Origin of the sequence: Sphaerisporangium rubeum (genome assembly GCF_014207705.1) — a bacterium.
GTDB classification, from domain to species: domain Bacteria; phylum Actinomycetota; class Actinomycetes; order Streptosporangiales; family Streptosporangiaceae; genus Sphaerisporangium; species Sphaerisporangium rubeum.
This window is the reverse complement of the sequence record NZ_JACHIU010000001.1, coordinates 3,803,189-3,827,130: the sequence shown is the minus strand read 5'-3', so window position 1 is coordinate 3,827,130 and position 23,942 is coordinate 3,803,189. Positions and strand designations below refer to the sequence as shown.

Here is a 23,942-nt window from a genome sequence, read left to right as displayed (position 1 = left end):
TACTGCTTTCCAGAACTCCTGGCGGCGTGACGGCCGGCGCGGTCAGACAGAGCTCAGACAGAACGGTGCCGCGCCGCTCATCCTCGTGGCGCGCCGGCCGGCGGCCCCCGTCACCGGCCGGCGGCGTGCCGGGTCGCGGGACGCGCGGCGAGCACGGCGGCGCAGGCGGCCAGGAACAGGCAGGCGGCGGCCAGCGTGCCGATGAGCGGCCAGGGGATCACCAGGGGGACGTCGGCGCGCATCGCCGTGGCGAAGGCGCGGCGCACGCCGTGCAGCGCCGGCAGCGCCACCAGCACGCCGAGCGCGGTGCCGAGCGTCACCACCAGCGCCGACTCGGCGGCCACGGTGGTCAGCACCTGGCGGCCCGACGCGCCGGACAGGCGCAGCACCGTCAGGTCGCGGGCCCGTCCCGCCGCCGACATGACCATCGTGTTGACGATCGCCACCCCGGCGTAGACGGTGGACACCGCGACAAGCAGCAGGGTCGCGATCCACACCAGCCGGTCCTCCTCGGCGTCGGCCTCGGCCGCGTACGCCGCGACGCCGGTCACCCGCGCTCCCGGGCCCGGCGGCGCCGGGGTGCCGGTGACGTACGCCTGCGCCGCGAGGACCACCGGATCATGCCGCCGGAGCAGGTCACGCGACAGCAGCACGTCGGCGTCCGCACCCCCGAGCACGCCGCCGACGGTCAGGGACGCCGAGGTGCCGTCCTCGAACGTCACCGGCAGCACCGAGCCCGGCCGCAGGCCCCGGCCGGCGGCCAGCCAGCCGGCGACCAGGATCTGGTCCGCGCGGCGCAGCGCGTCCAGCGAGCCGGACACCACCCGCGTGTCGCCGGCGCGCTCCAGCAGCTCGGGGGTGGCGCCGATGGCGCTCAACGGCGTGCCGCCGGCGTCGTACAGCGCGGTGAACAGCGACGATCGCGCACCGGCCGCCGAGGCCGCCGCGTCGGTGAGGCCGGGGGTGCCGTCGGGGACGATGACGGCGCCGGCGCGGACGGCGGTGGCGCGCGCCAGCGCGAACCCGGCCGCGGTGGTCTGCACCAGGCCGGTGATCAGGACGGCGCAGCCCACGGTGAGCAGTACCGGTGTGGCCGTGGCCGCGGTGCGGCGTACCGCCGTGAGCGCGTTCTGCCTGACCAGCATGCCGGTCGCGCCGCGGCCCCGGGTGAGTGGCCAGGTCACCAGCCGTGTCACCGGCGGCACCACCGCCGGTGACAGCAGCGCCAGCCCCGCCATCACCCCCATCGCCGCGACCAGGCCCGGCATCACGAACGGATCGGAGCCGCCGGAGCGGGCCGCGCCGGCCGCGGCGACGAGCCCGAGTGCGCAGCACGCCGCACCGGTGACCCACCGCACGCGCGGCAGGGGACGGTCGTCCACCTCGGCCTCGCGCAACGCCTCCAGTGGCCGCACCCGCGCGGCCCGCCGCGACGCCGTCCCCACCCCCGCCAGCGTGACCAGCACACCGGCGGCGAACGACGCGGCGAGCGGCGCCGGCGACAGCCGCACCGTGAAGCCCGGCGGCTCGAACCCGGCGGTGACCAGCACGTCCCCCAGCACGGGGCCGAGCAGCGCGCCGGCCGCCACACCGGCCGCCGTCGCGGTGACGCCGACCGCGAGCGCCTCACCGTAGACCATGCGCCGCACCTGGCGCGGTGTCGCGCCGACGGCGCGCAGCAGGCCGAACTCGCGGCGCCGCTGCGCCACCCCGACCGCGAACGCCGAACCCACCACCAGCACCGACGTGAACGCCGACAGCGCGGTCATGCCGGTGAGGACCTGCGCGCCGATCCAGCGGGTCCGCTCGTGGTCGCGCGGTTCGAGCACGGCGCGCTCCTGACCGGTGCGCACCACACCGGCGGTCCCGGCCACCGTCCGCGCGGCCGCGGCGACCGCGCCGGTGTCGGCTCCCGGTCCGGTGACCAGGCCGATCGCGCGCACCCCCGCCGACAGGCGCTCGGCCTCGGCGTCACCGAGGTACACCCCCGGCCCGTCGACCGTGCCGGAGACGATGTAGGTGACCGGTCCGTGGACGGTGAGCACCGGCACCGGCGTCCCCGGCGCCAGGCCCAGTGACCGGTCCAGCGCCACCTCGCCGTCGCCGGGTGCCGCACCCGCCGTCAACCGGTACGGCGCGAGCCGGGCCGCCGACCACGCGTACCCCCGCTCCTGCGCGACCGGCCGGCCGGCCACGACCGGCTGCGCGTAGAACGTCCGATCGGCGACGGCGTGCGCGACCCCGGGGATCGCGGCGAGCCGCTCCCGCAGCGACGCCACCGTCCGCGGCGGCCAGGGACGGTCGGGTGCGAAGTTCCCGTCACCACGCTCGGCCATCGGCACCGTGACGAACACCGGTGCCCCCGCCAGCCGGTCCGGCACCCTGGCACCGGCCGACGCCAGCGCCAGAGCGCTCATCGACACCATCGTCATGCCGAGCAACAGGACGGCGAACCCCCCGGCGAACGAGGCCCACCGCTCACGCAACGTCGCGAGCGCCATCATGACGCGGCCTCCAGCGCGGCCATCCGCGCGGCCACGTCCCCGGCGGTGACGGTGCCGGTGTGCTCGTCCACCACGCGGCCGTCGGCGAGGAACAGGACCCGGTCGGCGTAGGACGCCGTCACCGGGTCGTGCGTCACCATGATCACGGTCTGCCGGTGGTCGTCGACCAGGCCGCGCAGCATGCCGAGGACCTGGCGGGACGCCGAGGTGTCGAGCTGGCCGGTCGGCTCGTCGGCGAACACCACGGCGGGCTCGGTGATGAGCGCACGCGCGATGGCCACGCGCTGCTGCTCGCCGCCGGACAACCGGCTCGGCCGGTGCGCCGCCCGGCCGGCGAGCCCGACCTGTGCCAGCGCCGCTTCGACCAGGCCCGGTGGTGCGGCCCGGCGGGCCAGGCGCAGCGGCAGCGCGACGTTCTGCTCGGCGGTGAGCGCCGACACCAGGTTGAACGCCTGGAAGACGAACCCCACGCGCCGGCGGCGCAGCAGGGTCAGGCCGTGCTCGCTCAGCGAGGCCAGGTCGACGCCGTCGATGACGACCTGACCGCCGGTCGGCCGGTCGAGGCCCGCCGCGCAGTGCAGCAACGTGGACTTCCCCGACCCCGACGGGCCCATGATCGCCGTCATCGTGCCGGCGTGGAAGCTCGCCGACACCCCGTCCAGGGCCCGCACCGTGCCGGCGGCCGCGTCGTACAGCCGGCGCACCTCCCGCAGCCGTACGGTCTCCTCCCGCTCCCCGTTCGTCCGGCCCGTGCCGCTGCCCGCGGGGACCGTGACGCCGGGGCCGCCTGGGGGGCCGGGTGGGTGGGTGGTGCCGGGGTCGTCTGTGGTGCCTGCCGGATTCATGACCTCAAGCAAAGCCGTCCGCGCCGCACGGCACACGGGTGCTGGGACGACAGCGCAAGGTAGACCCAGCACTACCGCGGCGGCGGGGGTGGATCGGTTAACGTCGGTCGCGTGCTCGCCCGTACCGCCTTGGCGGCCATGACCCGCGGGCCGGCGGCGTTCCTGCGGTCCTCCTGGCCGTGGCGGTCGCTGGCCTACCTGCTGTGCAGCGCCGTCCACGCGGTGGCCGCCTGCGCGGCGATCTACGCGGCCTACGCCTACGGCACCGGAGTCGCGGCCCTCGCCGTGGTGATCGCGCTGGCCGTGCTCGCCTTGCCGGCGGCGGCGTTCGAGCGGTGGCGGCTGCGGCTGGTCGACCGGGCCCCCGCCGGGAACCCCCACGCCGAGCCGCCACGGCCGGGGCCGCGTGCCTGGCTGGCCACCCGGATCCATGAGCAGGCGACCTGGCGTGACCTCGGGTTCGCGGTGGTCGCGGTGTCGGTGATGTGGTGGATGGACATCGGCCTGGTGTCGTCGGCGTTGTGGCTGCCGCTGCTGCTGATGTCGGGGCCGTTCCAGCCCGGCATGACCCCGTCGCAGGGTCTGCCGCTGCTGGTCGCCGGGGTGCTGCTGCTCCCGCTGTTCGCCTACCTGATGGCCGCGTGGGCCGGCACCCGGGCCCTGGTCACGCGGGCCGTGCTCGCGCCGGGTGACGCCGAGATCATCCGTTCCCGTGCGCGGCTGGTCGACGCGTTCGAGGCCGAGCGCCGCAGGATCGAGCGCGACCTGCACGACGGCGCGCAGCAGCGCCTGGTGTCCTTGAGCATGAAGATCGGCCTGGCCAGGCTCGACGTGCCGCCGGGGTCGCCGGTCGAGGCGCGGCTCGCCGAGGCGCACGAGGAGGCGAGACACGCCTTGGCCGAGCTGCGTGAGCTGATCCGCGGCGTCCATCCCCAGGTGCTCACCGACCGGGGTCTCGGCGCGGCCGTGGGAGACGTGGCGGGCCGGTCCGCCGTCCCGGTCGACGTCGACGTGTCGCTGCCGGGCCGTCTGCCGCGTGCCGTCGAGGTGACCGCGTTCTACGTGGTGTCCGAGGCGCTGGCCAACATCGCCAAGCACAGCGGCGCGCGGCGCGGTTTCGTGCGCGGACGGGTCCGTGACGGCGCGCTGGTGCTGGAGATCGGCGACGACGGGGTGGGGGGTGCCGACCCGGCCGGGACGGGGCTCGCGGGGCTCGCCGACCGGGTCGCGGTGACCGACGGCATGATGACCCTGTCCAGCCCGGCCGGCGGGCCGACGTCGCTGCGTGTGGAGATCCCGTGCCAGGTCTGCGGATAGCGCTCGCCGAGGACGTCGTCCTGCTGCGCGAAGGCCTGGCCGGCCTGCTCGACCGGTTCGGCCACCGGGTCGTCGCGTCCGTCGGCGACGGCGAGGCGCTGATCGCCGCGGTGGCCGGGGACCGGCCCGACATCGTGGTCGCCGACGTGCGCATGCCGCCGGGGTTCGGCGACGAGGGGCTGCGCGCGGCGCTGACGCTGCGCGCCTGCCACCCCGGGCTGGCCGTCCTGGTGCTCAGCCAGTACGTCGAGCAGACCTACGCGGCCGAGCTGCTGGACTCCGGTGGCGGCGCGGGGATCGGTTACCTGCTCAAGGACCGGATCGGCGACGTGCGGGAGTTCGTGGACGCGGTCGAGCGGGTCGCCGCCGGGCACACGGTCGTGGACCCCGAGGTGGTGCGGCAACTGCTCAGCCGCCGCCGCGGCCCCCTGTCCCGGCTCACCCCCCGTGAACGTGAGGTCCTCGGCCTGGTCGCCGAGGGCCGCTCCAACGCCGCCATCGCGCGTGTGCTGGTGGTCACCGAGGCCGCGGTGTCCAAGCACATCGCCGCGATCCTCACCAAACTGGACCTGCCACCCGCCGCGGACGACCACCGCCGTGTCCTCGCGGTCCTCGCCTACCTGCGTGGCCAGGCCGACCCGCCGTACGGGGTCAGGAGCGGTGACCGGACGCGGCCATGACCACGACACCCAAGGCGGCCAGCAGCAGGTTGGCGAACAGTTCGTACCCGGTCAGCGCGTCCACGCGCGGGATGATCTGGCGGTTGAAGAAGTTGAGCAACGGCCCGAGGAACGGTTGCACGGCCAGGTGGTCGATGGCGCCACTGACTCCCTGCACGGTCATGACCAGTCCGATGATCGCGGCGGTTCTGCGCATGCGGGGAAGCCTAGGCACGCCACCCGGCGCCGCGGATCGGCCATCGGGCTCGTCCCGCGGGAAGGCGCGGCGACCGAAGTAGCCGACGCGGCCGACTTCGGTATCGGCCGCGGCCGGCGGGGTCCCGGCCGGGGGTGGCGCGTCGTAGGCTCCCGGCAGGATGGACACGACCCCGCCTGTGCCGCGCGACCGCGTGCGCACCGCGTTCGACGACACCGCGCTGTTCCTGCTGGCGGTGCTGTTCGGCCTGTGGATCGCCGCCATGCGGTGGGACACCGGCGCGCTGCCGGAGCCGCGGTGGCTGTTCAACCTCGATCAGCTCACCGGTGTGGTGGCCTGCGCGGCGCTGTGGCTGCGGCGGCGGCACCCGGTGGGCCTGTCGGTGGCGCTGGTCGCGGTGTCGTCGTACTCGGAGCTGGCCGGCGGTGCGATGCTGGTGACGCTGTTCACCGTCGCGGTGCACCGGCCGCCGCGGGTGAGCGGCGCGGTGTACGGGCTGAGCCTGCTGGCGGCGCTGTGCTACTCGCTGGTGCGGCCCGAGCCGGACCTGTCGTGGCCGTTGTCGCTGCTGCTGGGGGTGGTGTCGCAGAGCGCGGTGGTCGGCTGGGGGCTGTTCGTCAACCACCGGCGGCGCCTGGTCGAGTCACTGCGCGAACGTGCCCTGCGTGCCGAGGCCGAGGCACGGCTGCGGGCCGAGCAGGCGCAGCACCTGGCGCGCGAGGCGATCGCGCGGGAGATCCACGACGTGCTGGGGCACCGCCTGTCACTGCTGAGCGTGCACGCCGGAGCGCTGGAGTACCGTCCGGGTGCGCCGCCTGAGGACCTGGCGCGGGCCGCCGGGGTGATCCGGGAGAGCGCGCACCAGGCGCTGCAGGACCTGCGTGAGGTGGTCGGCGTGCTGCGGGCCCCCGTCGGCGAGCTGCCGCAGCCCACCCTGGCCGACGTGCGTCACCTGGCCGCCGAGTCCGGCACGGCCGGCATGCGGGTGGACCTGCGCCAGGAGACCGAAGGCACGGTCCCCGGCGCGGTGGGCCGCACCGCGTACCGTGTCGTGCAGGAGGCCCTGACCAACGTCCGCAAGCACGCACCCGGCGCCGAGGTGACGGTCCGCCTCACCGGTTCACCCGGCCGGGGACTCACCGTCGAGGTCGGCAACACCCCTGCGGACACGGCCCCGGCGGCACTCGCCGGCACGCCGCACGGTCGCGCCGGGGCCGCGCCTGACGGCGGCGGGCCCGGGAACGGCCTCATGGGGCTCGGGGAACGGGTCGGTCTGGCCGGGGGGCGGCTGGAGCATGGGCCGACGGCGGCCGGTGGCTGGCGGGTCGCGGCTTGGTTACCCTGGCCGTCGTGACGACGAGCTCCCGGCCGGATCCCGCCGCGTTCCCCCGCCGCGTGCCGGTGACCGGGACGGTGACCTGAGTGAGCGCGCCGCAGGAGCGGACGGTCGGTGTGCTGATCGCCGACGACGACCCGCTGGTGCGGGTGGGCCTGGCGATGATGCTGGGGGGCGAGCCGGACATCCGGGTGGTGGCCGAGGCGGGGAACGGCAGCGAGGTCGGCCCGCTGGTGGACCGGCACGCGCCGGACGTGGTGCTGATGGACATCCGTATGCCGGTGATGGACGGCCTGGCGGCCACCGAGGCACTGCGGGCCCGTCCGGGAGCGCCGGAGGTCGTGGTGCTGACGACGTTCGACGCCGACGCGCACGTGCTGCGCGCGTTGCGTGCCGGCGCGGCGGGTTTCCTGCTGAAGGACACCCCGCCGGCCGAGATCGTCGCGGCGGTGCGCCAGGTGGCGCGGGGCCGTCCCGTGCTGTCCCCTTCGGTGACCAGGCGGCTCATCGCGCGTGTCGCCGAGTCGGGCCACGATCTGCGGCGCGACCACGCGGCGGCGCGCCTCGCGGTGCTCAACGACCGTGAGCGGCAGGTCGCCGTGGCCGTCGGCGAGGGCCGCTCCAACGCCGGCATCGGCGCGGTGCTCCACCTGAGCGTCCCCACCGTCAAGACCTATGTGTCCGGCGTCCTGGCCAAACTCGGCTTCAACAACCGCGTGCAGATCGCTCTGCTGGTCCACGACGCCGGCCTGCTGGACGACCTCCCCGGCGACCGGTGACGCCGCGGCCCGCCGGTCCCCGGCGCCACCGCTCGGCTCATGGCCACTCGCCGGTGGGTGACCGGGGCCGGTGGGGTGCCGCCTCGGTCCGTCAGTCGTTCTCGCCGGTGTGGTCCTCGTCGAAGATGTCGGCGGCGGAGATGACGATGCGGGGGTCGGGGGCACCGACGACCTGCGCGTCCTTGTCGTCGTAGTCGAACAGGTTGAGGACGTGGCGCATCGCCTCCAGGCGCGCGCGTTTCTTGTCGTTGCTCTTGATGACCGTCCACGGGGCGACGTCGGTGTCGGTGTGCAGGAACATCTCCTCCTTGGCCTGGGTGTACTGGTCCCATTTGTCGAGGGAGGCGATGTCCATGGGGGAGAGCTTCCACTGCCGCACCGGGTCGACCTGGCGGATGATGAAACGGGTGCGCTGCTCGGCGCGGGACACCGAGAACCACAGCTTCACCAGGTTGATCCCCGATTCGACGAGCATGCGCTCCAGCTGCGGTGTCTGCTGGATGAACTCGGTGTACTGCTGGGGGCTGCAGAACCCCATGACCCGTTCCACCCCGGCGCGGTTGTACCAGGAGCGGTCGAACAGCACGATCTCCCCGGCGGCCGGCAGGTGGTCGATGTACCGCTGGAAGTACCACTGGGTGCGTTCCCGCTCGCTGGGCTTCTCCAGGGCGACCACGGTGGCGCCACGCGGGTTGAGGTGCTCCATGAAGCGCTTGATGGTGCCGCCTTTGCCGGCGGCGTCGCGGCCCTCGAAAAGGATGACCAGCCGGCCGCCGGTCGACTTCAGCCAGTACTGCAGTTTCAGCAGCTCGATCTGCAGCAGCCGCTTGTCGCTGTCGTACTCCTCGCGCGACAGGCGCCGGTCGTACGGGTAGTGCTGGCGCCAGGTGTCGACAGGGTTGCCGTCGGCCCTGATCAGCATGGGGTCGTCGTCATCGTCGTCCTGCACCCAGATGCCGGGCATGGCGCGCAGCAACTCGCTGCGCCGCGCGGCGGCCTGGGTGTCGGTGATCGGCCGTTCGTCCAGCTCACTCATGCGAGGCGCACCTTCTCGGGGTTCATACCCCCCATATGACACCAGGGACGCGGCTTAATCCCGTCCGGCGGTTTCTGGTCGCGGGAATTCACCGCACCGCCACCCCCCGGTCATCCGCGCACCCCTAACCGACCCCAGGCACCGGCCGCGCGGGTGCCGTGGGACGGGCCCCGGCGGCGACGCTGCCAGAAGACCGGTCGCGTGCCCCGCTTTCGAGGAGTTCACGATGAAAAGGATTGTCGCGTCGTTCTTTGTGTCCCTGGACGGCGTCATGGAGGCGCCGGAGAAGTGGCATTTCCCCTACTTCAACGACGAGATGGGCCAGGCGGTGGAAGACCACCTCGCCGGGACCGACACCATGCTGATGGGACGGCGCACCTACGAGGAGTTCTCCGGCGCGTTCGCCGGCAAGACCACCGACGACGACCCCATCGCGGGACGGATCAACGCCACCCCCAAGTACGTGGTGTCCACCACCATGACGTCGGCGGACTGGGAGAACAGCACCCTGATCGGCGGGGACGTGGTGGAGGCGGTCACCCGTCTCAAGCAGGGCCCCGGCGCCGGCATCGCGATGAGCGGCAGCGCCACCTTGGTCCGCACGCTGCTGTCGGCCGGCCTGGTGGACGAGCTGCGGCTGCTGGTCCACCCGATCGTCGTGGGAGGCGGCGCGCGACTGTTCGAGCAGTCGGCGCAGATCCCGCTGCGGCTGGTGGAGTCGCGCACCTTCGCCACCGGTGTGCTGCACCTGACCTACGCACCGGAGGCCTGACGCGCCTCAGGGGCCACGCACGCGGCTCACGACACGGCGTCTCAGGGGCCGCACCTGAGCTACGCCTCACAGCACGCGCCGACGCCTCACGCCACGCGCCGTCACCGCCAGCCGTCGTCGGTCACACCGCCGGGGACCGGTGCGGCCGGGTCGTACGGCTCGCGGGTGAACACGAAGGTGTTGACGTCCAGGTGGCTGACCGTGCCGTCGGGGCGGCGCACCACGCGCAGCGTCTCACCGGCGTAGTAGCCCTCCAGCCCGACCCAGGTGCCGTCCTCGCGCCAGGCGAACCGTGACGCGCGGCCGTGGCCGCCGGCGGGCCCGAGCGACAGCTCGCGGCCTGAGCGCAGCCGCAGCACGTACGGCGCGGGCCCCCAGTACCAGGGGCCGGTGAGCTCCAGCAGGCCGGTGTCGCAGGCCGCCGGCCGCCAGGGGGCGGGGATGACGGGCTCGCAGGCGTCCAGGATGTCCAGCAGGTCGGTGGCGACGGCGGGCCGCAGCCCGGAGGTGGTGTTGGCCAGCAGCGCCACACCGGTGCCGTCGGCCGGGTCGGCCCACACCAGCGCGAGGAAACCCGGCATGGAACCGGTGTGGCCGGCCAGGCGGCGGCCCCGGTGGCGCAGCAGCTGCATGCCGAGGCCGTACCCGCCGGCCCAGGCGTCGCCGTCCTCCACGACGGCGGGTTCGCGCATCTCGGCGAGCGTGGCCGCGGCCAGCACCGACCCCTCGCCGCGTGCGACGAAACCGGCCCACCGGCACAGGTCCGGCAGGGTGGACCACAGCTGTCCCGCCGGGGCCATGGCGGCGGCGTCGTGCTCGGGTTCGGCCAGCAGCACGTCGGCGTAGGGGTGCACGGCGTACCCGGTGGCGTGCGGCGCGCGGGGCCGGGTGGTGGTGTCGCGCATGCCGAGCGGTTCCAGGACCTCCTCGCGCAGGGACTGGTGCCACGGCACACCGCGGTGCCGGGCCACCACCTCGCCGAGCAGGCCGTATCCGAGGTTGGAGTAGTGGTGGCGCCTGCCGGGCCGGTGCTTGAGCGTGCCGTCCAGCGCGGCCGTCAAGGTGGCGGGGTCCACGCCGGGGGTGCGTTCCCACCAGGGGCCGGGGGGTTCGGCGGTCAGGCCGCCGGTGTGGGACAGCAGCTGGGCCACGGTGACCTCACCGACGGGGGTGCCGGGCAGGTGCTTGTCCAGGGGGTCGTTGAGGTCGAGCAGGCCCTCGTCGCGCAGCCGCATCACCAGGGTGGCGACCATGCTCTTGGTGATGGACCCGAGGCGGTACTGCGTGCCGGGGACCGGCGGCGCGCCGTCCACCTCACCCCGGGTGCCGGACCAGACCGGCGCGCCGTCCCTGAGCACCGCCGCGGCCAGCGACGGCACCCGCGCCTCGGCCTGCTCGGCCGCCACCCTGCGCAGCAGCGCTCGCGCCGTGCCCTCCAGAACCATGCCGGCCTCCCGCCGTGTGCACCCTGCGGGGAGGATACCCGCCGCCACGTGACCCCTGCCGGCGGCGGCGGGCCCATCCCGGCGGCACGGCCCGCCGTCCCCATCCTGACCTGCGGTGATCCCCGGGTGTCCGGCTTGCCAAGACCGGAGGGACGCTTGCTGCCACCCCCGCGACCAACGGCGTGGTCACTCGGGCCGGCGGTCGCGCAGGAACGCCGTGAGCGCTCGCCGGTACGGCAGCACCGTCGTCAGGTCGGCGTACTCCTGCGGCCCGTGCTGGCCGTCGCCGCCGATGCCGAAGATCACCGCGTCGACCCCCCGCTCGTAGTAGAACCGTCCGTCGGCGGCGCCGTGCTTGCGCAGGAACGGCGCGTCGTAGCCTTCCCGGCTCGCCGCCGCACGCAGCGCGCGCACGTCGGGGCTGTGCTGATCGGCGTGGTGCGGGGGGTCGACGTGGTCGACGACCGGGGTGACACCGGGCTCGCAGAACCCCCGCAGATACTCGGCGACCTGCTCGGTGGTCCGGCCGTCCAGGTCGTGGTCCTGCGGTGTGAACCGGATGTCCAGCCACGCCTCGGCCGCGGCGGGGACCTGGTTGCGCGCGGCGGCCGGTGTCTCGATCCGCGCGAGGTTCACCGTGGTGCGCCAGACCTCCTCGGTGGCGACCGGGTACCGGTCCAGCACGTTGCCGACGCTGCGCATCAGTTTGAGCAGCGCGTTGTCCCCGAGCCAGGGGTAGGCGCCGTGCGCGGCGTGACCGGTGGCCCGCAGGTTCGCCACGACCATGCCTTTGGAGTCGGTCACCACCTGCAGGCGGCTCTGCTCGCCGATCACGACGAAGTCGGCGATGACACCGTTCCTGAGCTGGTGCAGCGTGCCGTCGCGTCCCCCGACCTCCTCGTCGGTGACCAGCTGCAGCGCGACCGGGTACGGCAGGGCCGCGGCCTGCTCGCGGAACACCCACGCCATCACCAGCGCCGACACCTTCATGTCCTGCGCACCCTGGCGTACAGCCGGTCCCCCTCGCGCCGGGGGACGAACTGCTCCGGCGGCGCGGGGACCACGTCCAGGTGCGCGTTGAGGATCACCGGGAACCGGGGACGCGACGCCGCGGCGGGATACACCAGCGCGCTCGGCTTGCCGCCGGACTCGAACCGCTCCACCGTGAATCCGGGCCCGGTGACGTCCAGCACCAGCTCCAGGGCCCGGTGCAGATCGGCCGGACGGTCCGCCACCGAGGGCACCGCGAGCAACTCCCCGGCCAGGGTCACGAACCACTCGGGAACGGTCTCCATGGCCCCCATGGTCACCCGCCGCCGCCTCCCGCGCCAGGGCCCCGGCGCAGGTCGTGCGCGCGGGGGTGACCGATGCCGTGCATCCGGCCGGCCCCATTCCCGGTGAGGACGCCGCTCAGGGGCACTCAGGTGTCGCCGGGCTCCTCTACCCTTGGCGCAAAAGCGCCTGGGGAAAGGGGTCCGGTGACGACTGCGTCGGGTGGTTCCCCCGGGGTGAGCCTCCACGGAGTGCTGGAGCGCGTCACCTACGCCAACGAGGAGACCGGGTACACCATCGCGCGGGTGGCGGTGGAGCGGGGCGGGGACGAGCTGGTCACGGCGGTGGGGCCGTTGCTGGGGGCCCAGGTGGGGGAGAGTCTGCGGCTGACGGGCCGGTGGGGGAGTCATCCGCGGTACGGGCGGCAGTTCGAGGTGTGGTCGTACGCGACCGTGTTGCCGGCGACGGTGCAGGGGATCCAGCGGTATCTGGGGTCGGGGCTGATCAAGGGGATCGGGCCCAGGATGGCCGAGCGGATCGTGGGTCATTTCGGTCTGGACACGCTGGAGGTGATCGAGACGGCGCCGCAGCGGCTGGTGGAGGTGCCGGGGCTCGGGCCCAAGCGGACCAAGATGATCGCGGCGGCGTGGGAGGAACAGAAGGTCATCAAGGAGGTGATGGTGTTCCTGCAGGGGGTCGGGGTGTCGACGTCCATCGCGGTGCGGATCTTCAAGCAGTACGGTGACGCGTCCATCACGGTGGTGCGTTCGGAGCCGTACCGGCTGGCCGACGACGTGTGGGGCATCGGGTTCAAGACGGCCGACACCATCGCGCAGGCGGTCGGCATCCCGCACGACAGTCCCGAGCGGGTCAAGGCGGGGTTGCGGTACACGCTGTCACAGGCCGCCGACGGCGGTCACTGCTACCTGCCGGCCCCCAATCTGGTGGGGGACGCGGTGAAGATCCTCGGGGTGCCGGCCGAGCTGGTGGCGTCCTGCCTGGAGCGGCTGGTGGCCGAGGAGGGGGTGGTGCGCGAGGAGGTGCCGGCCGCCGACGGCACGGTGCCCGCGGTGTACCTGGTGCCGTTCCACCGGGCCGAGCTGTCACTGGCGGGTGCGCTGCTGCGGCTGCTGGACGGCGGTCACGACCGGCTGGGGATGTTCCGGTCGGTCGACTGGGACGCGGCGCTTTCGTGGCTGCGTGAGCGGACCGGTACCGATCTGGCGGCCGAGCAGGCGCAGGCGGTGCGGCTGGCGCTGACGTCCAAGGTGGCGGTGCTGACCGGCGGCCCGGGGTGCGGCAAGAGCTTCACGGTGCGGTCCATCGTCACGCTGGCGCGCGCCAAGAAGGCCAAGGTGGTGCTGGCGGCCCCGACGGGCCGCGCGGCCAAGCGGCTGGCCGAGCTGACCGGTCACGAGGCCACCACGGTGCACCGGTTGCTGCAGTTGCGGCCCGGTGGGGACGCCACGTTCGACAAGGACAACCCGCTGGACGCCGACCTGCTGGTGGTGGACGAGGCGTCCATGCTGGATCTGCTGCTGGCCAACAAGCTCGTCAAGGCGGTCGCTCCCGGTGCGCACGTGTTGTTCGTGGGGGACGTGGACCAGTTGCCGTCGGTGGGTGCGGGGGAGGTGCTGCGTGACCTGCTGGCCGCCGAGGTGCTGCCGCGGGTGCGGCTGACGCAGATCTTCCGGCAGGCGCAGAAGTCGGGGGTGGTGGTCAACGCGCACCGCATCAACAGCGGCCTGCACCCGGTGCTGGACGGCATGGCGGACTTCTTCCTGTTCCCGTGCGAGGAGCCTGAGGAGATCGCGGAGCTGACGGTGGACGTGGTGGCGCGGCGCATCCCGCGCCGGTTCGGGCTGGATCCGCGGCGGGACGTGCAGGTGCTGGCGCCGATGCACCGGGGGGCCGCCGGGGCCGGCAACCTGAACACGGTGCTGCAGGAGGCGCTGACCCCGTCCCGGGAGGGCATGCCGGAGCGGCGGTACGGGGGGCGGGTGTTCCGGATCGGCGACAAGGTCACCCAGTTGCGCAACAACTACGACAAAGGCACGGCGGGGGTGTTCAACGGGACCGTGGGGGTGGTGGTGGACCTGCGGCCCGAGGACGGCCGGCTGACGGTGCGCACCGACGAGGACGAGGCCGTCGACTACGCCTTCGACGAGCTGGACGAGCTGGCGCACGCGTACGCGGTGTCCATCCACCGGTCGCAGGGCAGCGAGTATCCCGCGGTGGTGGTGCCGCTGGCCACCAGCGCCTGGATGATGCTGCAGCGCAACCTGCTGTACACGGCGGTGACCCGCGCCAAGAAACTGGTGGTGCTGGTGGGGTCGCGCCGGGCCCTCGGCCAGGCGGTCCGCACCCGCGGCGCCGGCCGCCGCCACACCGGCCTCACCCACCGGCTGCACCGCGACTGACCCCCGGCGCACGCGGGGCCCGCGCCGGTCGTTCCCCGGCCCCGGCAGCGCGCCGGTCGTTCTCCGGCTTCCCGGCGTGCGCGTTGATCATTCCTCGATGTCCCCTGCCGGACATCACCGGCCCGAACCCGTCCCGCCGGCCGGTAAAGACCCCGGAGAACGGTGACCAGGCCACGGGCCTGATCAGGTCCCTTTTCGTCCCGTCTAGTAGCCGAAATGTAATCTAACTCGCCTCAAAGACGTACGTATCGGTGCGCGTGCCTATTAGGGTTTTTTTCATGGGTCTTTGCCGACTGGGGGAGAAGTGAACGTGCGGGGCATACGTCAGCGACTCGGGACTCCTACCGCCACGCTCGCCCTGGTGGTCGCGGGCCTGCTGACGGTGTCGTCGTGCTCCGGCGGCGGTCCCGCGCTGCCGGGGAGCTCCTCCGGCCCGGACACCGCGACCGCTCCGGCCGTCCCCGCTCCGGTGATCCAGGTGAGCCCGGTCAAGGGGGCGGCCAAGGTCCGTCCCGACAAGCCGGTCGTGGTCACCGCCGACGGAGGTGCGCTGGAGGAGGTCAGCGTGACCAGCGGCGGCAAGCCGGTCGAGGGGAAGTTCAACTCCGAGCGGACCCGCTGGACGTCCACCGGCACCCTGCGGCCCGCCGCCGCGTACACCGTGACGGCCAGCGCCTCCGGTGAGGGCGGCCCGGCGACCGTCACCAGCGCCTTCAAGACCCTCACCCCGGCCAGGCAGCTGCGGATCGCCGACATCACCCCCAACGTCAAGGGGGAGACCCTCGGCATCGGCATGCCGATCATGGTGACGTTCGACCAGGAGGTCAAGGACAAGAAGTCGGTGGAAGGCGCGCTCACCGTCACCTCCGAGAAGCCGCACACCGGCGCGTGGCGGTGGATCACCGACCGGCAGGTCATCTACCGGCCCGCCAAGTTCTGGTCGGCGCACCAGAAGGTCACGTTCAACGCCGACCTGCAGGGGGTGCGCGCCGCCGCCGACATGTACGGCGTGCGCAACTACGCCACCACCATGAAGATCGGCGCGGCGTGGGTCAGCACGGTCAGCGTGTCGTCGCACACCATGGTGGTGCGCAAGGACGGCAAGGTCGTCAAGCGCATGCCGATCAGCGCCGGCAAGGCCACCACCCGCGAGTACACCACCACCAACGGCATCCACCTGACCATGGAGCGCGGCAACCCGGTCACCATGATCTCCCCCGGGAAGAAGGAAGGCGACCCCGGCTACTACAAGGAGATCGTCAACCACGCGGTGCGGATCTCCAACAGCGGCGAGTACGTCCACAGCGCGCCGTGGTCGGTCGGGTCCCAGGGCCGCGCCAACGTCAGCCACGGCTGCGTCAACGCGCGTCCCGACCAGGCCAAGTGGTACTACGACAACTTCCACCGCGGCGACGTCGTGAAGATCACCGGCACCAACCGCTCGCTGGAGTGGAACAACGGCTGGGGCTTTTGGCAGATGCCGTTCAAGGAGTGGCGCAAGGGCAGCGCGCTGCCGAAGACCGCCAAGAAGAGCACCCCGACGGCCACTCCCTCCGCCGACCCCACCGCCGACCCCACCGGCCAGCCGACCGGCCAGACCAGCCCGACCGGCGAGACCACGGTCACCGGCTGACACCGCGCCGGCCGGCCGGCGCTCTGCCGAGGGGGCCGGTCGCGGGCCGGCGCGGAAACGTCAGAGCAGGGCCATCTGGTGGTCGGCGTCGCGGACCGGGGCCCAGGGGCGGTGGCCGGCGCCGATGCCGTACAGGCGGGCCAGCTCGGCGACACGGGTGGTGACGCGGTCGCGGTAGGCCTGTGCGGCCACCGGGCCCGCGCCGTACAGCTCGGCGTACCGGGGCAGCAGCGCGGGGTGCTCGTCGGCGAGCCAGCGCAGGTACCAGTCGCGTGCGCCGGGGGGCAGTTGCAGCACCATCGGGGTGATGCTCACCGCGCCGGTCTCGGCGACGCGGCGCACCACGGCCCGCAGCTGGTCCTCCGAATCGGTGAGGCACGGCAGGATGGGGGCCATCAGCACCCCGCAGGCGGCGCCGCGGTCGTTCAGCTCGGCGCACAGCTCCAGGCGTTTCTGCGCGCTCGGCGCGCCGGGCTCGACGGCGCGGCGCAGCCGGTCGTCCACGAAGCCGATCGACACCATGACCCGCGCGTCGCAGACCTGCGCGGCCTGCGCGATCAGCTCGGCGTCGCGCAGCACCAGGGTGCTCTTGGTCATGATCTGGAACGGGGTGGCGGTGTCGCGCAGCGCCGCCATGATGCCGGGCATCAGCCGGTAGGTGGCCTCGGCCTGCTGGTAGCAGTCCCCGGTCAGGCCGATGGCGATCGTCCCGCCGCGCCAGGCGGGCTTGCCGAGCTCGGCCCGCAGCCGCCGCGCGGCGTCGGTCTTGACCACGATGGACGTGCCGAAGTCCCGCTCACCGTCCAGCCCGAGGTAGCGGTGGCCGCGCCGGCCCGAGCAGTACAGGCACGCGTGCGCGCAGCCGCGGTAGGGGCTGACGGCCCAGCCGGCGTCCAGCCCTAGCGCCGGGGGGACCTTGTCGATGACGGTGCGGGCCGCCACCTCGTAGAAGGTGGTGGCGCCGCGCTGCCGGCGCACCGCGCGGCGCTCGATCCGCGGGAGTGCCGCGGGAGCGTCCGCGACGAGGGGAAGAGCGTCGAAACGCATGCCCCACAGTGGAACACGTTTTCGATACCCCGCGCAACCCGGACACACCGGCCCCACGATCGCCGGTGCCGTCCCGGTCAGTCCCCCGGCGGCCGGTAGGGGGTGGCCGACACCACCGCCGTCACGGGGATCGGGCCGTAGATGTGGGGGAACCGTTCCGCGGCGCCGGGTGGGGTCTCCAGGATCACCGGGCTGCCGAGCAGGGTCTCCTCGACGGCCAGCACGACCAGGGGTTCGGTGACGCCGCGGTAGTAGCGCGCGGCGACGCCGTGCAGTTGCGTCATGCCGGTGCAGGCGTGGATGTAGCCCTCCTGCTCCAGGGTGCGGCCGAGGGTGGAGACGCGGTACTCCCCGGCGTCATGCGCGGCGTCCCAGTCGGCGGCCAGCGCCAGGTGGAGGATCATCGGTGCGTTCCTTTCAGCACGAGCGGCGCCGTACGTGACGTCACCGGGACACATCGGCGCGGGCCGGCCGGCTCGCGACGCCGGACACGGGTAGGGCTGCCGGCCGGCGTGCGCCGAGCGTCCCGGCCGAGCGGTCCGCGGCGGCCGGCGATGCGGGGGGAGCAGAGCGCCGTGACCGTGGACGGGGCCTCGCAGGTGCCGCCTGACCGGGCCTGCCGGGTGAGGGTCAGTGGGACCCCGCCAGGTTCAGCAGGACGGCGCCGGCGATAATCAGGATGATGCCGCCGACCTTGGCCGGGCTGAGGCCCTCGCCGAGGAACAGCACGCCGATGAGGGCGATCGCGGCGGTGCCGACGCCGGCCCACACGGCGTACGCGACGCCGACCTCCATCTTCAGCCGCAGCACCTGCGCGAGCAGCGCGAACGACGCGATGTACCCGGTCACCACCACCACCGACCAGCCGGTGCGGGAGAACCCGTCGCTGAGCTTCAGCGCGGACGTGGCGAGCACCTCGCACGCGATCGCGGCCGCGAGCAGCACCCACGCCATCGGATTCCCTCCATTCCCCACCGGCCCTGTCCGGCCCGGTGGTACGCCGACCGACTCTAGCCGCCCCCCGCAATCCCTGTCAGACCAGGAGCTTGCGCCGCAGCCGGGACGCGGCGAACGCCAGGCCGGCGGCGGTGAGCACCGCCAGGTACGCGGCGTGGCCGAGCGACCCCCACCCCGGTGTCCCGAGGCACAGGTCGCGCACCAGCCCGACCGCGTGGTACAGCGGCGTCACCTGCACCACCACCTGGATGGCGGCGGGGTAGTCCTGGACGGGGGTGAAGGTGCCGGAGAACAGGAACAGCGCGAACTGGGTGACGTTCATCATGTCGAAGTCGGGCCACCCGCGGATCAGGGTGCTGACCGCCATGCCGGCCGCGCCGAACGCCAGCCCCACCAGCATGGTCGCGGGGAACGCGGCCAGGGCCCACAGCGGCGCCACCAGACCGAAGGCCGTCATCACCACCAGGAACGCCGCGGTGTACACCGAGCCGCGGATCATGGCCCAGCCGAGCTCCCCGAGCGCGATCTCCATCGGCCCCACGGGGGTGGCGAGCACCGCGTCGAACGTCTTCTGGTACTTCATCTTGAAGAAGAAGTTGATCGTCGTCTCGGCCAGCGCGCCGTTCATGGCCGACACCGCGAGCATCGCGGGGGCGACGAACGCGGCGTACGGCAGGGTGCGGCCGTCCACGGAAAGGTCGCCGACCAGCGCGCCGACGCCGACGCCGATGGACAGCAGGTACAGCAGCGGCTCGCAGAACCCCGACAGCAGGACCAGCCAGTACTGCGGTCCCGAGCGCATCACGCCGACGTTGCGGCCGATCACCGCGCCGATCCTGGCGGGGGAGACGCGGACGGCGATCATCGTGGTCATCATGGGTGATCAGTCCTGGAGGCGTCGGCGGAAGGCGCGCAGCGCCAGGAAGGTCCCGGCGGCGGTGACCGCCAGCAGGTAGGCCACGTGGACGGCGACCGGCCAGTGCGGCGCGGCGCCGAGGGTGGCGGCGCGCTGCAGCTCCACCCCGTGCCACAGCGGCGACACGTACGCCACCGGCCGGGCCACGGCGGGCAGCTGCTCGACGGGGAAGAACACGCCGCCGAACAGCATGGCGGGGACGACGCCGAACCGGAACAGCAGCACGAAGTAGCTGTCGTGGGACACGGTGGCGGCGAACGCGGTGGTGGGTGCGGCGGCGGCCAGCCCCACCAGGCCGCACACCAGCGGTGTGAGAAGGGCCCACGGGGAGCGCAGCGCGCCGAACGCCGCGGTGACGGCGCACACGATCAGCACCGACGACACCACGCGCAGCAGCACGAACAGAAGGCCGCCGGCGACGATGTCGGCGACCCGCACCGGGGTGGCGCGCATGGCGTGATAGGCGCGGACCCATTTGAAGTCGCCGAACACCGGCCAGGTGGTCTCGCCGACGGCCACCTGGAACGCGGTGGAGGCCAGCACCCCCGGCACGATCCACGCCAGGTAGTCGACCCCCTGGACCTGGCCGATGTAGCCGCCGACACCGAGGCCGAACCCTGCCACGATCATCAGCGGCATCAGGAACGACGACGCCGCCGAGGCCCGCCACAGCCTGCGGTGCAGCACCAGGTGCCGTTCCAGCACCGCCACACTGGACCGCCGGCTGATGCCGCGCTCACCGGGCTCGCCGGCCATCGGCGCGTCCCCGCCGTTCCCGGCCGTCGCGCCGGCCGCCGTGGTGGCCATCAGTCGACCAGGGTGCGGCCGGTGATGTGCAGGAACACGTCCTCCAGGGTGGAGCGGCGCACAAGCACGCTGGTGGGGGACAGGCCGCGGCGGTGCACCTCGGCGACGGCGGCGTCGCCGTCGGCGGCGTACACCAGCACCCGGTCGGGCAGCGGGTCGACGCGTTCCCCGGCGCCGGTCAGCTTGCCGGCGACGTCGGCGGGCCGCTGGTCGCCGAACCGCAGCTCCACCACCTCAGGGGTGGAGTAGGTCTCGATGAGCGCGCGGGGGGACCCCTCGGCGACGATGCGGCCGCCGTCCATGACGACCAGCCGGTCGCACAGCTGCTCGGCCTCGTCCATGTAGTGCGTGGTGAGCACCAAGGTGGTGCCGCGGCGTTTCAGCTGGAACAGCCGCTCCCACAGCAGGTGCCGCGCCTGGGGGTCCAGCCCGGTGGTGGGCTCGTCCAGCAGCACCAGGCCGGGGTCGTTGATCAGTGCGCGCGCGATGGTGAGCCGGCGTTTCATGCCGCCCGACAACGGCTCCACGGTGCTGCCGGCCCGGTCGGCGAGCCGGACGAACTCCAGCATCTGGTCGGCCCTGCGCCGCGCCTCGGCCCTGCCGATGCCGAAGTACCGCGCGTAGGTGGTGAGGTTCTCCCGGACGTTCAGGTCGGGGTCGAGGTTGTCGGTCTGCGGGCACACCCCGAGCCTGGCCCGGATGCGGGGCCCGTCGGCGGCCGGGTCCATGCCGAGGATCCGCAGCTCACCTGCGGTGGGCAGCGACACGCACCCGATCATGCGCATCGTGGAGGACTTCCCCGCGCCGTTGGGCCCGAGGAACCCGAACGCCTCCCCCGGCGCGACGTCCAGGTCGATGCCGTCCACCGCGGTGAACGCGCCGAACCGTTTGACCAGCCCCCGGGCATGGATGAGCGATCCCGCCGTCATGGGCCCGACCCTAGCGCCGCGCACCGGCAGTCCCGCAACGGGTTTTCCCCCGGCGCCACCGGCGGGGGACCACCGGCGGGACGAAGGTCCCTGGGACAACCCTCCCGATGGGGGAACGCTGGTCCCCATGACCGATCTCGCGTCCGTCGACGCCTTGTGGCGAGCCGCCAACTACCTGTCCGTGGGCCAGATCTACCTGCTGGACAACCCGCTGCTGCGTGAGCCGCTGCGGCCCGAGCACGTCAAACCGCGGCTGCTCGGCCACTGGGGGACCAGCCCGGGGCTGAACTTCTGCCTGGCGCACCTGGACCGGGTCATCCGCGAACGCGACCAGGACATGATCTACATCATGGGCCCGGGACACGGCGGCCCGGCCGCGGTGGCCAACGCCTGGCTGGAGGGCACCTACTCGGAGGTCTACCCGTACGTGTCGCAGGACGAGGAGGGCATGCGGCGGCTGTTCCGCCAGTTCTCCTTCCCCGGCGGCATCCCGAGCCATGTGGCGCCGGAGACCCCCGGCTCCATCCACGAGGGCGGCGAGCTCGGGTACTCGCTGTCGCACGCCTACGGTGCCGCGTTCGACAACCCCGATCTGGTGGTGGCGTGCGTGGTGGGTGACGGGGAGGCCGAGACCGGGCCGCTGGCCACCGGCTGGCACTCCAACAAGTTCGTCGACCCCACCCGGGACGGCGTGGTGCTGCCGATCCTCCACCTGAACGGCTACAAGATCGCGGGCCCGACGGTGCTGGCCCGCATCCCCGAACGCGACCTGCTGCGCCTGCTGGAGGGCTACGGCCACCGTCCCCACGTGGTGGCCGGCGACGACCCCGCCGAGATGCACCAGGCGATGGCCGCCACCCTGGACACCGTGTTCGACCAGATCGCCGCGATCAAGGCCGGGGCCCGCGACCCCTGGCCCATGATCGTGCTGCGCAGCCCCAAGGGCTGGACCGGGCCCCGCGAGGTGGACGGCCTGCCGGTGGAGGGCACCTGGCGGTCCCACCAGGTCCCCCTGGCGCGGGTGCGCGACGACCCCGCGCACCTGGAGCAGCTGGAACAGTGGATGCGGTCCTACCGCCCCGGCGAGCTGTTCGACGCCACCGGCGCCCCCGTCCCGCAGGTGCGGGCCGCCGCCCCGGCCGGGCAGAGGAGGATGAGCGCCAACCCGCACGCCAACGGCGGGGAACTGCTGCGGCCCCTCACCCTGCCCGACTTCACCTCCTACGCCGCCGACGTCAAGGCCCCCGCGGCCGCCACCACCGAGCCGACCCGGTCCCTCGGCCGTTTCCTGCGCGACGTCATCACCGCCAACCCCGATACGTTCCGCCTGATGGGCCCGGACGAGACCGACTCCAACCGCCTGTCGGCGGTGTTCGAGACCACCTCCCGCGTGTGGGCCGCCGCGATCGAGCCCACCGACACCGGCCTGGCCCCCCACGGCCGGGTGATGGAGATCCTCAGCGAGCACACCTGCCAGGGCTGGCTGGAGGGCTACCTGCTGACCGGCCGCCACGGGCTGCTCAACTCCTACGAGGCGTTCATCCACATCGTGGACTCGATGTTCAACCAGCACGCCAAGTGGCTGGAGACCACCCGCAAGATCCCCTGGCGCCGGCCGGTGGCCTCCCTGAACTACCTGCTCAGCTCGCACGTGTGGCGCCAGGACCACAACGGCTTCACCCACCAGGACCCCGGGTTCCTCGACGTGGTGGTCAACAAGAAGTCCACCGTGGTGCGGGTGTACCTGCCGCCGGACACCAACACGCTGCTGTCGGTGGCCGACCACTGCCTGCGCTCGCGGGACTACGTCAACGTCGTGGTGGCCGGCAAGCAGCCGGTGCTGGACCTGATGACCATGGACGAGGCGATCGTGCACTGCACCCGGGGGCTCGGCATCCTGCCGTGGGCCTCCACCGACGAGGGCGCCGAGCCCGACGTGGTGCTGGCCTGCGCCGGGGACGTCCCCACCCTGGAGACCCTGGCCGCGGCCGACCTGCTGCGCCGCCACATCCCGGACCTGAAGGTCCGCGTGGTCAACGTGGTGGACCTGATGCGCCTGCAGCCGGCCGCCGAGCACCCCCACGGGCTGACCGACGAGGCCTACGACGCGCTGTTCACCACCGGCAAGCCGTGCGTCTTCAACTTCCACGGATACCCGTGGCTGATCCACCGCCTCACCTACCGCCGCGCCGGCCACGGCAACCTGCACGTGCGCGGCTACATCGAGGAGGGCACCACCACCACGCCGTTCGACATGTGCATGCTGAACAACATCGACCGTTTCCACCTGGTGATGGACGTCATCGACCGGGTCCCCGGGCTCGGCGAACGGTACGGCCACCTGCGCCAGCAGATGCAGGACGACCGGCTGCGCGCACGCGCCTACACCCGTGAGCACGGCGAGGACCCGCCGCAGATCCGTGACTGGACCTGGCCGCACCAGCCCCCGGTGTGACCGCTAGGTGACCATCCCGCCGGCGTCCCGGCGGGGCAGGCGTGCCAGCAGGCTGGCCAGGTCGTCGGCGTGGTCCTCCTCGTCGGCCAGCAGTTCCTCGAACACCCGCCGGGTGGTGGGGTCGCCGTCGCCGAGCCACTGCGCGATCTCGGTGTAGGAGGCGATGGCGACGCGTTCGGCGACCAGGTCCTCCCGGATCATGTCGATCAGGTCGGGGCTGTCGTCGTACTGGGTGTGGGACCGCGTGCTGAGCCGCGCGGGGTCGAAGTCGGGCTGCCCCCCGAGCTGGGTGATGCGGCCGGCCAGCATGTCGGCGTGCCGCTGCTCGTCGGCGGCGTGCTCCAGGAACTCGGCGGCGACCGGCTCGGCGTGGATGCCGGTGGCGGTGTAGTAGTGGCGTTTGTACCGCAGCACGCAGACGATCTCGGTGGCCAGGGCCTCGTTGCACACCTGGATGACGCGGGGCAGGTCGGCGCCGTAGGCCTCGGTGACCGGGCCCTTGTCGATCTCGGCCCTGGCCCGCTCGCGCAGCGTCTGGATGTCGGTGAGAAACTCCGCCATGAGGTGCCTGTACCCCGGCCCGGCCCACCGGACGC

22 protein-coding genes are annotated in these 23,942 nt (G+C 73.2%); 8 read left to right on the top strand and 14 right to left on the bottom strand.

Annotation, left to right across the window (positions count from 1 at the left end; genetic code table 11):
* Positions 1–110: 110 nt before the first annotated feature.
* Complete coding sequence (locus tag BJ992_RS16455) at positions 111–2,504, bottom strand: ABC transporter permease (RefSeq protein WP_221474852.1); 2,394 nt, start codon at positions 2,502–2,504, stop codon at positions 111–113.
* Positions 2,501–3,349: an ABC transporter ATP-binding protein gene (locus BJ992_RS16450; protein ID WP_184981910.1), complete on the bottom strand. Its 849-nt coding sequence runs from the start codon at positions 3,347–3,349 to the stop codon at positions 2,501–2,503. Before BJ992_RS16450 ends, BJ992_RS16455 begins: the two co-directional genes overlap by 4 nt.
* 111 nt (positions 3,350–3,460) lie before the next feature.
* Between BJ992_RS16450 and BJ992_RS16445 the strand changes: the two genes are divergently transcribed.
* Positions 3,461–4,666: a sensor histidine kinase gene (locus tag BJ992_RS16445; RefSeq protein ID WP_343072699.1), complete on the top strand. Its 1,206-nt coding sequence runs from the start codon at positions 3,461–3,463 to the stop codon at positions 4,664–4,666.
* Positions 4,657–5,346: a response regulator gene (locus BJ992_RS16440; RefSeq protein ID WP_221475498.1), complete on the top strand. Its 690-nt coding sequence runs from the start codon at positions 4,657–4,659 to the stop codon at positions 5,344–5,346. Before BJ992_RS16445 ends, BJ992_RS16440 begins: the two co-directional genes overlap by 10 nt.
* Here the strand turns inward: BJ992_RS16440 and BJ992_RS16435 are convergent.
* Positions 5,318–5,542: a hypothetical protein gene (locus tag BJ992_RS16435; protein ID WP_184981906.1), complete on the bottom strand. Its 225-nt coding sequence runs from the start codon at positions 5,540–5,542 to the stop codon at positions 5,318–5,320. The two genes, BJ992_RS16440 and BJ992_RS16435, sit on opposite strands and share 29 nt — an antisense overlap.
* Positions 5,543–5,702: 160 nt before the next feature.
* Here BJ992_RS16435 and BJ992_RS16430 point away from each other — a divergent pair, with 160 nt between their 5' ends.
* Both BJ992_RS16430 and BJ992_RS16425 read left to right on the top strand, forming a co-directional pair.
* Entirely contained in the window at positions 5,703–6,896 is a 1,194-nt protein-coding gene (locus tag BJ992_RS16430; RefSeq protein WP_184981904.1) for a sensor histidine kinase, read from the top strand.
* A gap of 68 nt (positions 6,897–6,964) precedes the next feature.
* On the top strand, positions 6,965–7,657 hold the full coding sequence (locus BJ992_RS16425; protein WP_184981902.1) for a response regulator: 693 nt from the start codon (positions 6,965–6,967) through the stop codon (positions 7,655–7,657).
* A gap of 91 nt (positions 7,658–7,748) precedes the next feature.
* On the opposite strand, the gene ppk2 is transcribed toward BJ992_RS16425, so the two are convergent.
* Positions 7,749–8,693 carry a polyphosphate kinase 2 gene (ppk2, locus tag BJ992_RS16420; protein WP_246496671.1) on the bottom strand — a complete coding sequence of 315 codons (945 nt, stop codon included), beginning with the start codon at positions 8,691–8,693 and terminating at the stop codon, positions 7,749–7,751.
* Between the two features lie 226 nt (positions 8,694–8,919).
* On the opposite strand from ppk2, the gene BJ992_RS16415 reads away from it, so the two are divergent.
* The gene (locus BJ992_RS16415) at positions 8,920–9,465 is read left to right on the top strand and encodes a dihydrofolate reductase family protein (protein WP_184981900.1); all 546 of its coding nucleotides are present in this window, start codon (positions 8,920–8,922) and stop codon (positions 9,463–9,465) included.
* A 101-nt stretch (positions 9,466–9,566) separates the two neighbouring features.
* On the opposite strand, the gene BJ992_RS16410 is transcribed toward BJ992_RS16415, so the two are convergent.
* The 3 genes from BJ992_RS16410 to BJ992_RS32180 form a co-directional block, all read right to left on the bottom strand.
* Entirely contained in the window at positions 9,567–10,910 is a 1,344-nt protein-coding gene (locus tag BJ992_RS16410) for a serine hydrolase domain-containing protein (protein WP_184981898.1), read from the bottom strand.
* Positions 10,911–11,096: 186 nt separating this feature from the next.
* A complete protein-coding gene (locus tag BJ992_RS16405; RefSeq protein WP_221474851.1) occupies positions 11,097–11,900 on the bottom strand; it encodes a M20 family metallopeptidase in 804 nt (267 codons plus the stop codon).
* A complete protein-coding gene (locus BJ992_RS32180) occupies positions 11,897–12,205 on the bottom strand; it encodes a zinc-binding metallopeptidase family protein (RefSeq protein ID WP_221474850.1) in 309 nt (102 codons plus the stop codon). The genes BJ992_RS16405 and BJ992_RS32180 overlap by 4 nt, the downstream gene beginning before the upstream one ends.
* Before the next feature lie 183 nt (positions 12,206–12,388).
* Here BJ992_RS32180 and recD2 point away from each other — a divergent pair, with 183 nt between their 5' ends.
* Entirely contained in the window at positions 12,389–14,602 is a 2,214-nt protein-coding gene (gene recD2 / locus BJ992_RS16400; protein WP_343072698.1) for an SF1B family DNA helicase RecD2, read from the top strand.
* Positions 14,603–14,912: 310 nt separating this feature from the next.
* Positions 14,913–16,235, top strand: a complete 1,323-nt coding sequence (locus BJ992_RS16395) for an Ig-like domain-containing protein (protein ID WP_343072697.1) — start codon at positions 14,913–14,915, stop codon at positions 16,233–16,235.
* Positions 16,236–16,295: 60 nt separating this feature from the next.
* Here BJ992_RS16395 and BJ992_RS16390 read toward each other — a convergent pair whose 3' ends face one another.
* The 6 genes from BJ992_RS16390 to BJ992_RS16365 all read right to left on the bottom strand — a co-directional run bounded on the left by BJ992_RS16390 (position 16,296) and on the right by BJ992_RS16365 (position 20,891).
* The gene (locus BJ992_RS16390) at positions 16,296–17,282 is read right to left on the bottom strand and encodes a radical SAM protein (protein ID WP_184981894.1); all 987 of its coding nucleotides are present in this window, start codon (positions 17,280–17,282) and stop codon (positions 16,296–16,298) included.
* 77 nt (positions 17,283–17,359) lie between these two features.
* On the bottom strand, positions 17,360–17,686 hold the full coding sequence (locus BJ992_RS16385) for a DUF952 domain-containing protein (RefSeq protein WP_184981892.1): 327 nt from the start codon (positions 17,684–17,686) through the stop codon (positions 17,360–17,362).
* Between the two features lie 226 nt (positions 17,687–17,912).
* Positions 17,913–18,236: a DMT family transporter gene (locus BJ992_RS16380; protein ID WP_184981890.1), complete on the bottom strand. Its 324-nt coding sequence runs from the start codon at positions 18,234–18,236 to the stop codon at positions 17,913–17,915.
* A gap of 79 nt (positions 18,237–18,315) precedes the next feature.
* Complete coding sequence (locus tag BJ992_RS16375) at positions 18,316–19,116, bottom strand: ABC transporter permease (protein WP_184981888.1); 801 nt, start codon at positions 19,114–19,116, stop codon at positions 18,316–18,318.
* A gap of 6 nt (positions 19,117–19,122) precedes the next feature.
* Entirely contained in the window at positions 19,123–19,962 is an 840-nt protein-coding gene (locus tag BJ992_RS16370; RefSeq protein ID WP_246496669.1) for an ABC transporter permease, read from the bottom strand.
* Positions 19,962–20,891 carry an ABC transporter ATP-binding protein gene (locus BJ992_RS16365; protein ID WP_184981886.1) on the bottom strand — a complete coding sequence of 310 codons (930 nt, stop codon included), beginning with the start codon at positions 20,889–20,891 and terminating at the stop codon, positions 19,962–19,964. The genes BJ992_RS16370 and BJ992_RS16365 overlap by 1 nt, the downstream gene beginning before the upstream one ends.
* Before the next feature lie 127 nt (positions 20,892–21,018).
* On the opposite strand from BJ992_RS16365, the gene BJ992_RS16360 reads away from it, so the two are divergent.
* Entirely contained in the window at positions 21,019–23,346 is a 2,328-nt protein-coding gene (locus BJ992_RS16360) for a phosphoketolase family protein (protein WP_184981884.1), read from the top strand.
* A 3-nt stretch (positions 23,347–23,349) separates the two neighbouring features.
* Here the strand turns inward: BJ992_RS16360 and BJ992_RS16355 are convergent, their stop codons facing one another.
* Positions 23,350–23,907, bottom strand: a complete 558-nt coding sequence (locus BJ992_RS16355; RefSeq protein ID WP_184981882.1) for a ferritin-like domain-containing protein — start codon at positions 23,905–23,907, stop codon at positions 23,350–23,352.
* Positions 23,908–23,942 lie beyond the last annotated feature (35 nt).

What these genes read in the sequence shown, in the direction of transcription:
- BJ992_RS16455 (WP_221474852.1), bottom strand. Translation starts at nt 2,504, where the DNA reads ATGATGGCGCTCGCGACGTTGCGTGAGCGGTGGGCCTCGTTCGCCGGG.
- BJ992_RS16450 (WP_184981910.1), bottom strand. Translation starts at nt 3,349, where the DNA reads ATGAATCCGGCAGGCACCACAGACGACCCCGGCACCACCCACCCACCC.
- BJ992_RS16435 (WP_184981906.1), bottom strand. Translation starts at nt 5,542, where the DNA reads ATGCGCAGAACCGCCGCGATCATCGGACTGGTCATGACCGTGCAGGGA.
- BJ992_RS16430 (WP_184981904.1), top strand. Translation starts at nt 5,703, where the DNA reads ATGGACACGACCCCGCCTGTGCCGCGCGACCGCGTGCGCACCGCGTTC.
- ppk2 (WP_246496671.1), bottom strand. Translation starts at nt 8,693, where the DNA reads ATGAGTGAGCTGGACGAACGGCCGATCACCGACACCCAGGCCGCCGCG.
- BJ992_RS16415 (WP_184981900.1), top strand. Translation starts at nt 8,920, where the DNA reads ATGAAAAGGATTGTCGCGTCGTTCTTTGTGTCCCTGGACGGCGTCATG.
- BJ992_RS16410 (WP_184981898.1), bottom strand. Translation starts at nt 10,910, where the DNA reads ATGGTTCTGGAGGGCACGGCGCGAGCGCTGCTGCGCAGGGTGGCGGCC.
- BJ992_RS16405 (WP_221474851.1), bottom strand. Translation starts at nt 11,900, where the DNA reads ATGAAGGTGTCGGCGCTGGTGATGGCGTGGGTGTTCCGCGAGCAGGCC.
- BJ992_RS32180 (WP_221474850.1), bottom strand. Translation starts at nt 12,205, where the DNA reads ATGGAGACCGTTCCCGAGTGGTTCGTGACCCTGGCCGGGGAGTTGCTC.
- BJ992_RS16390 (WP_184981894.1), bottom strand. Translation starts at nt 17,282, where the DNA reads ATGCGTTTCGACGCTCTTCCCCTCGTCGCGGACGCTCCCGCGGCACTC.
- BJ992_RS16385 (WP_184981892.1), bottom strand. Translation starts at nt 17,686, where the DNA reads ATGATCCTCCACCTGGCGCTGGCCGCCGACTGGGACGCCGCGCATGAC.
- BJ992_RS16380 (WP_184981890.1), bottom strand. Translation starts at nt 18,236, where the DNA reads ATGGCGTGGGTGCTGCTCGCGGCCGCGATCGCGTGCGAGGTGCTCGCC.
- BJ992_RS16375 (WP_184981888.1), bottom strand. Translation starts at nt 19,116, where the DNA reads ATGATGACCACGATGATCGCCGTCCGCGTCTCCCCCGCCAGGATCGGC.
- BJ992_RS16370 (WP_246496669.1), bottom strand. Translation starts at nt 19,962, where the DNA reads ATGGCCACCACGGCGGCCGGCGCGACGGCCGGGAACGGCGGGGACGCG.
- BJ992_RS16365 (WP_184981886.1), bottom strand. Translation starts at nt 20,891, where the DNA reads ATGACGGCGGGATCGCTCATCCATGCCCGGGGGCTGGTCAAACGGTTC.
- BJ992_RS16360 (WP_184981884.1), top strand. Translation starts at nt 21,019, where the DNA reads ATGACCGATCTCGCGTCCGTCGACGCCTTGTGGCGAGCCGCCAACTAC.
- BJ992_RS16355 (WP_184981882.1), bottom strand. Translation starts at nt 23,907, where the DNA reads ATGGCGGAGTTTCTCACCGACATCCAGACGCTGCGCGAGCGGGCCAGG.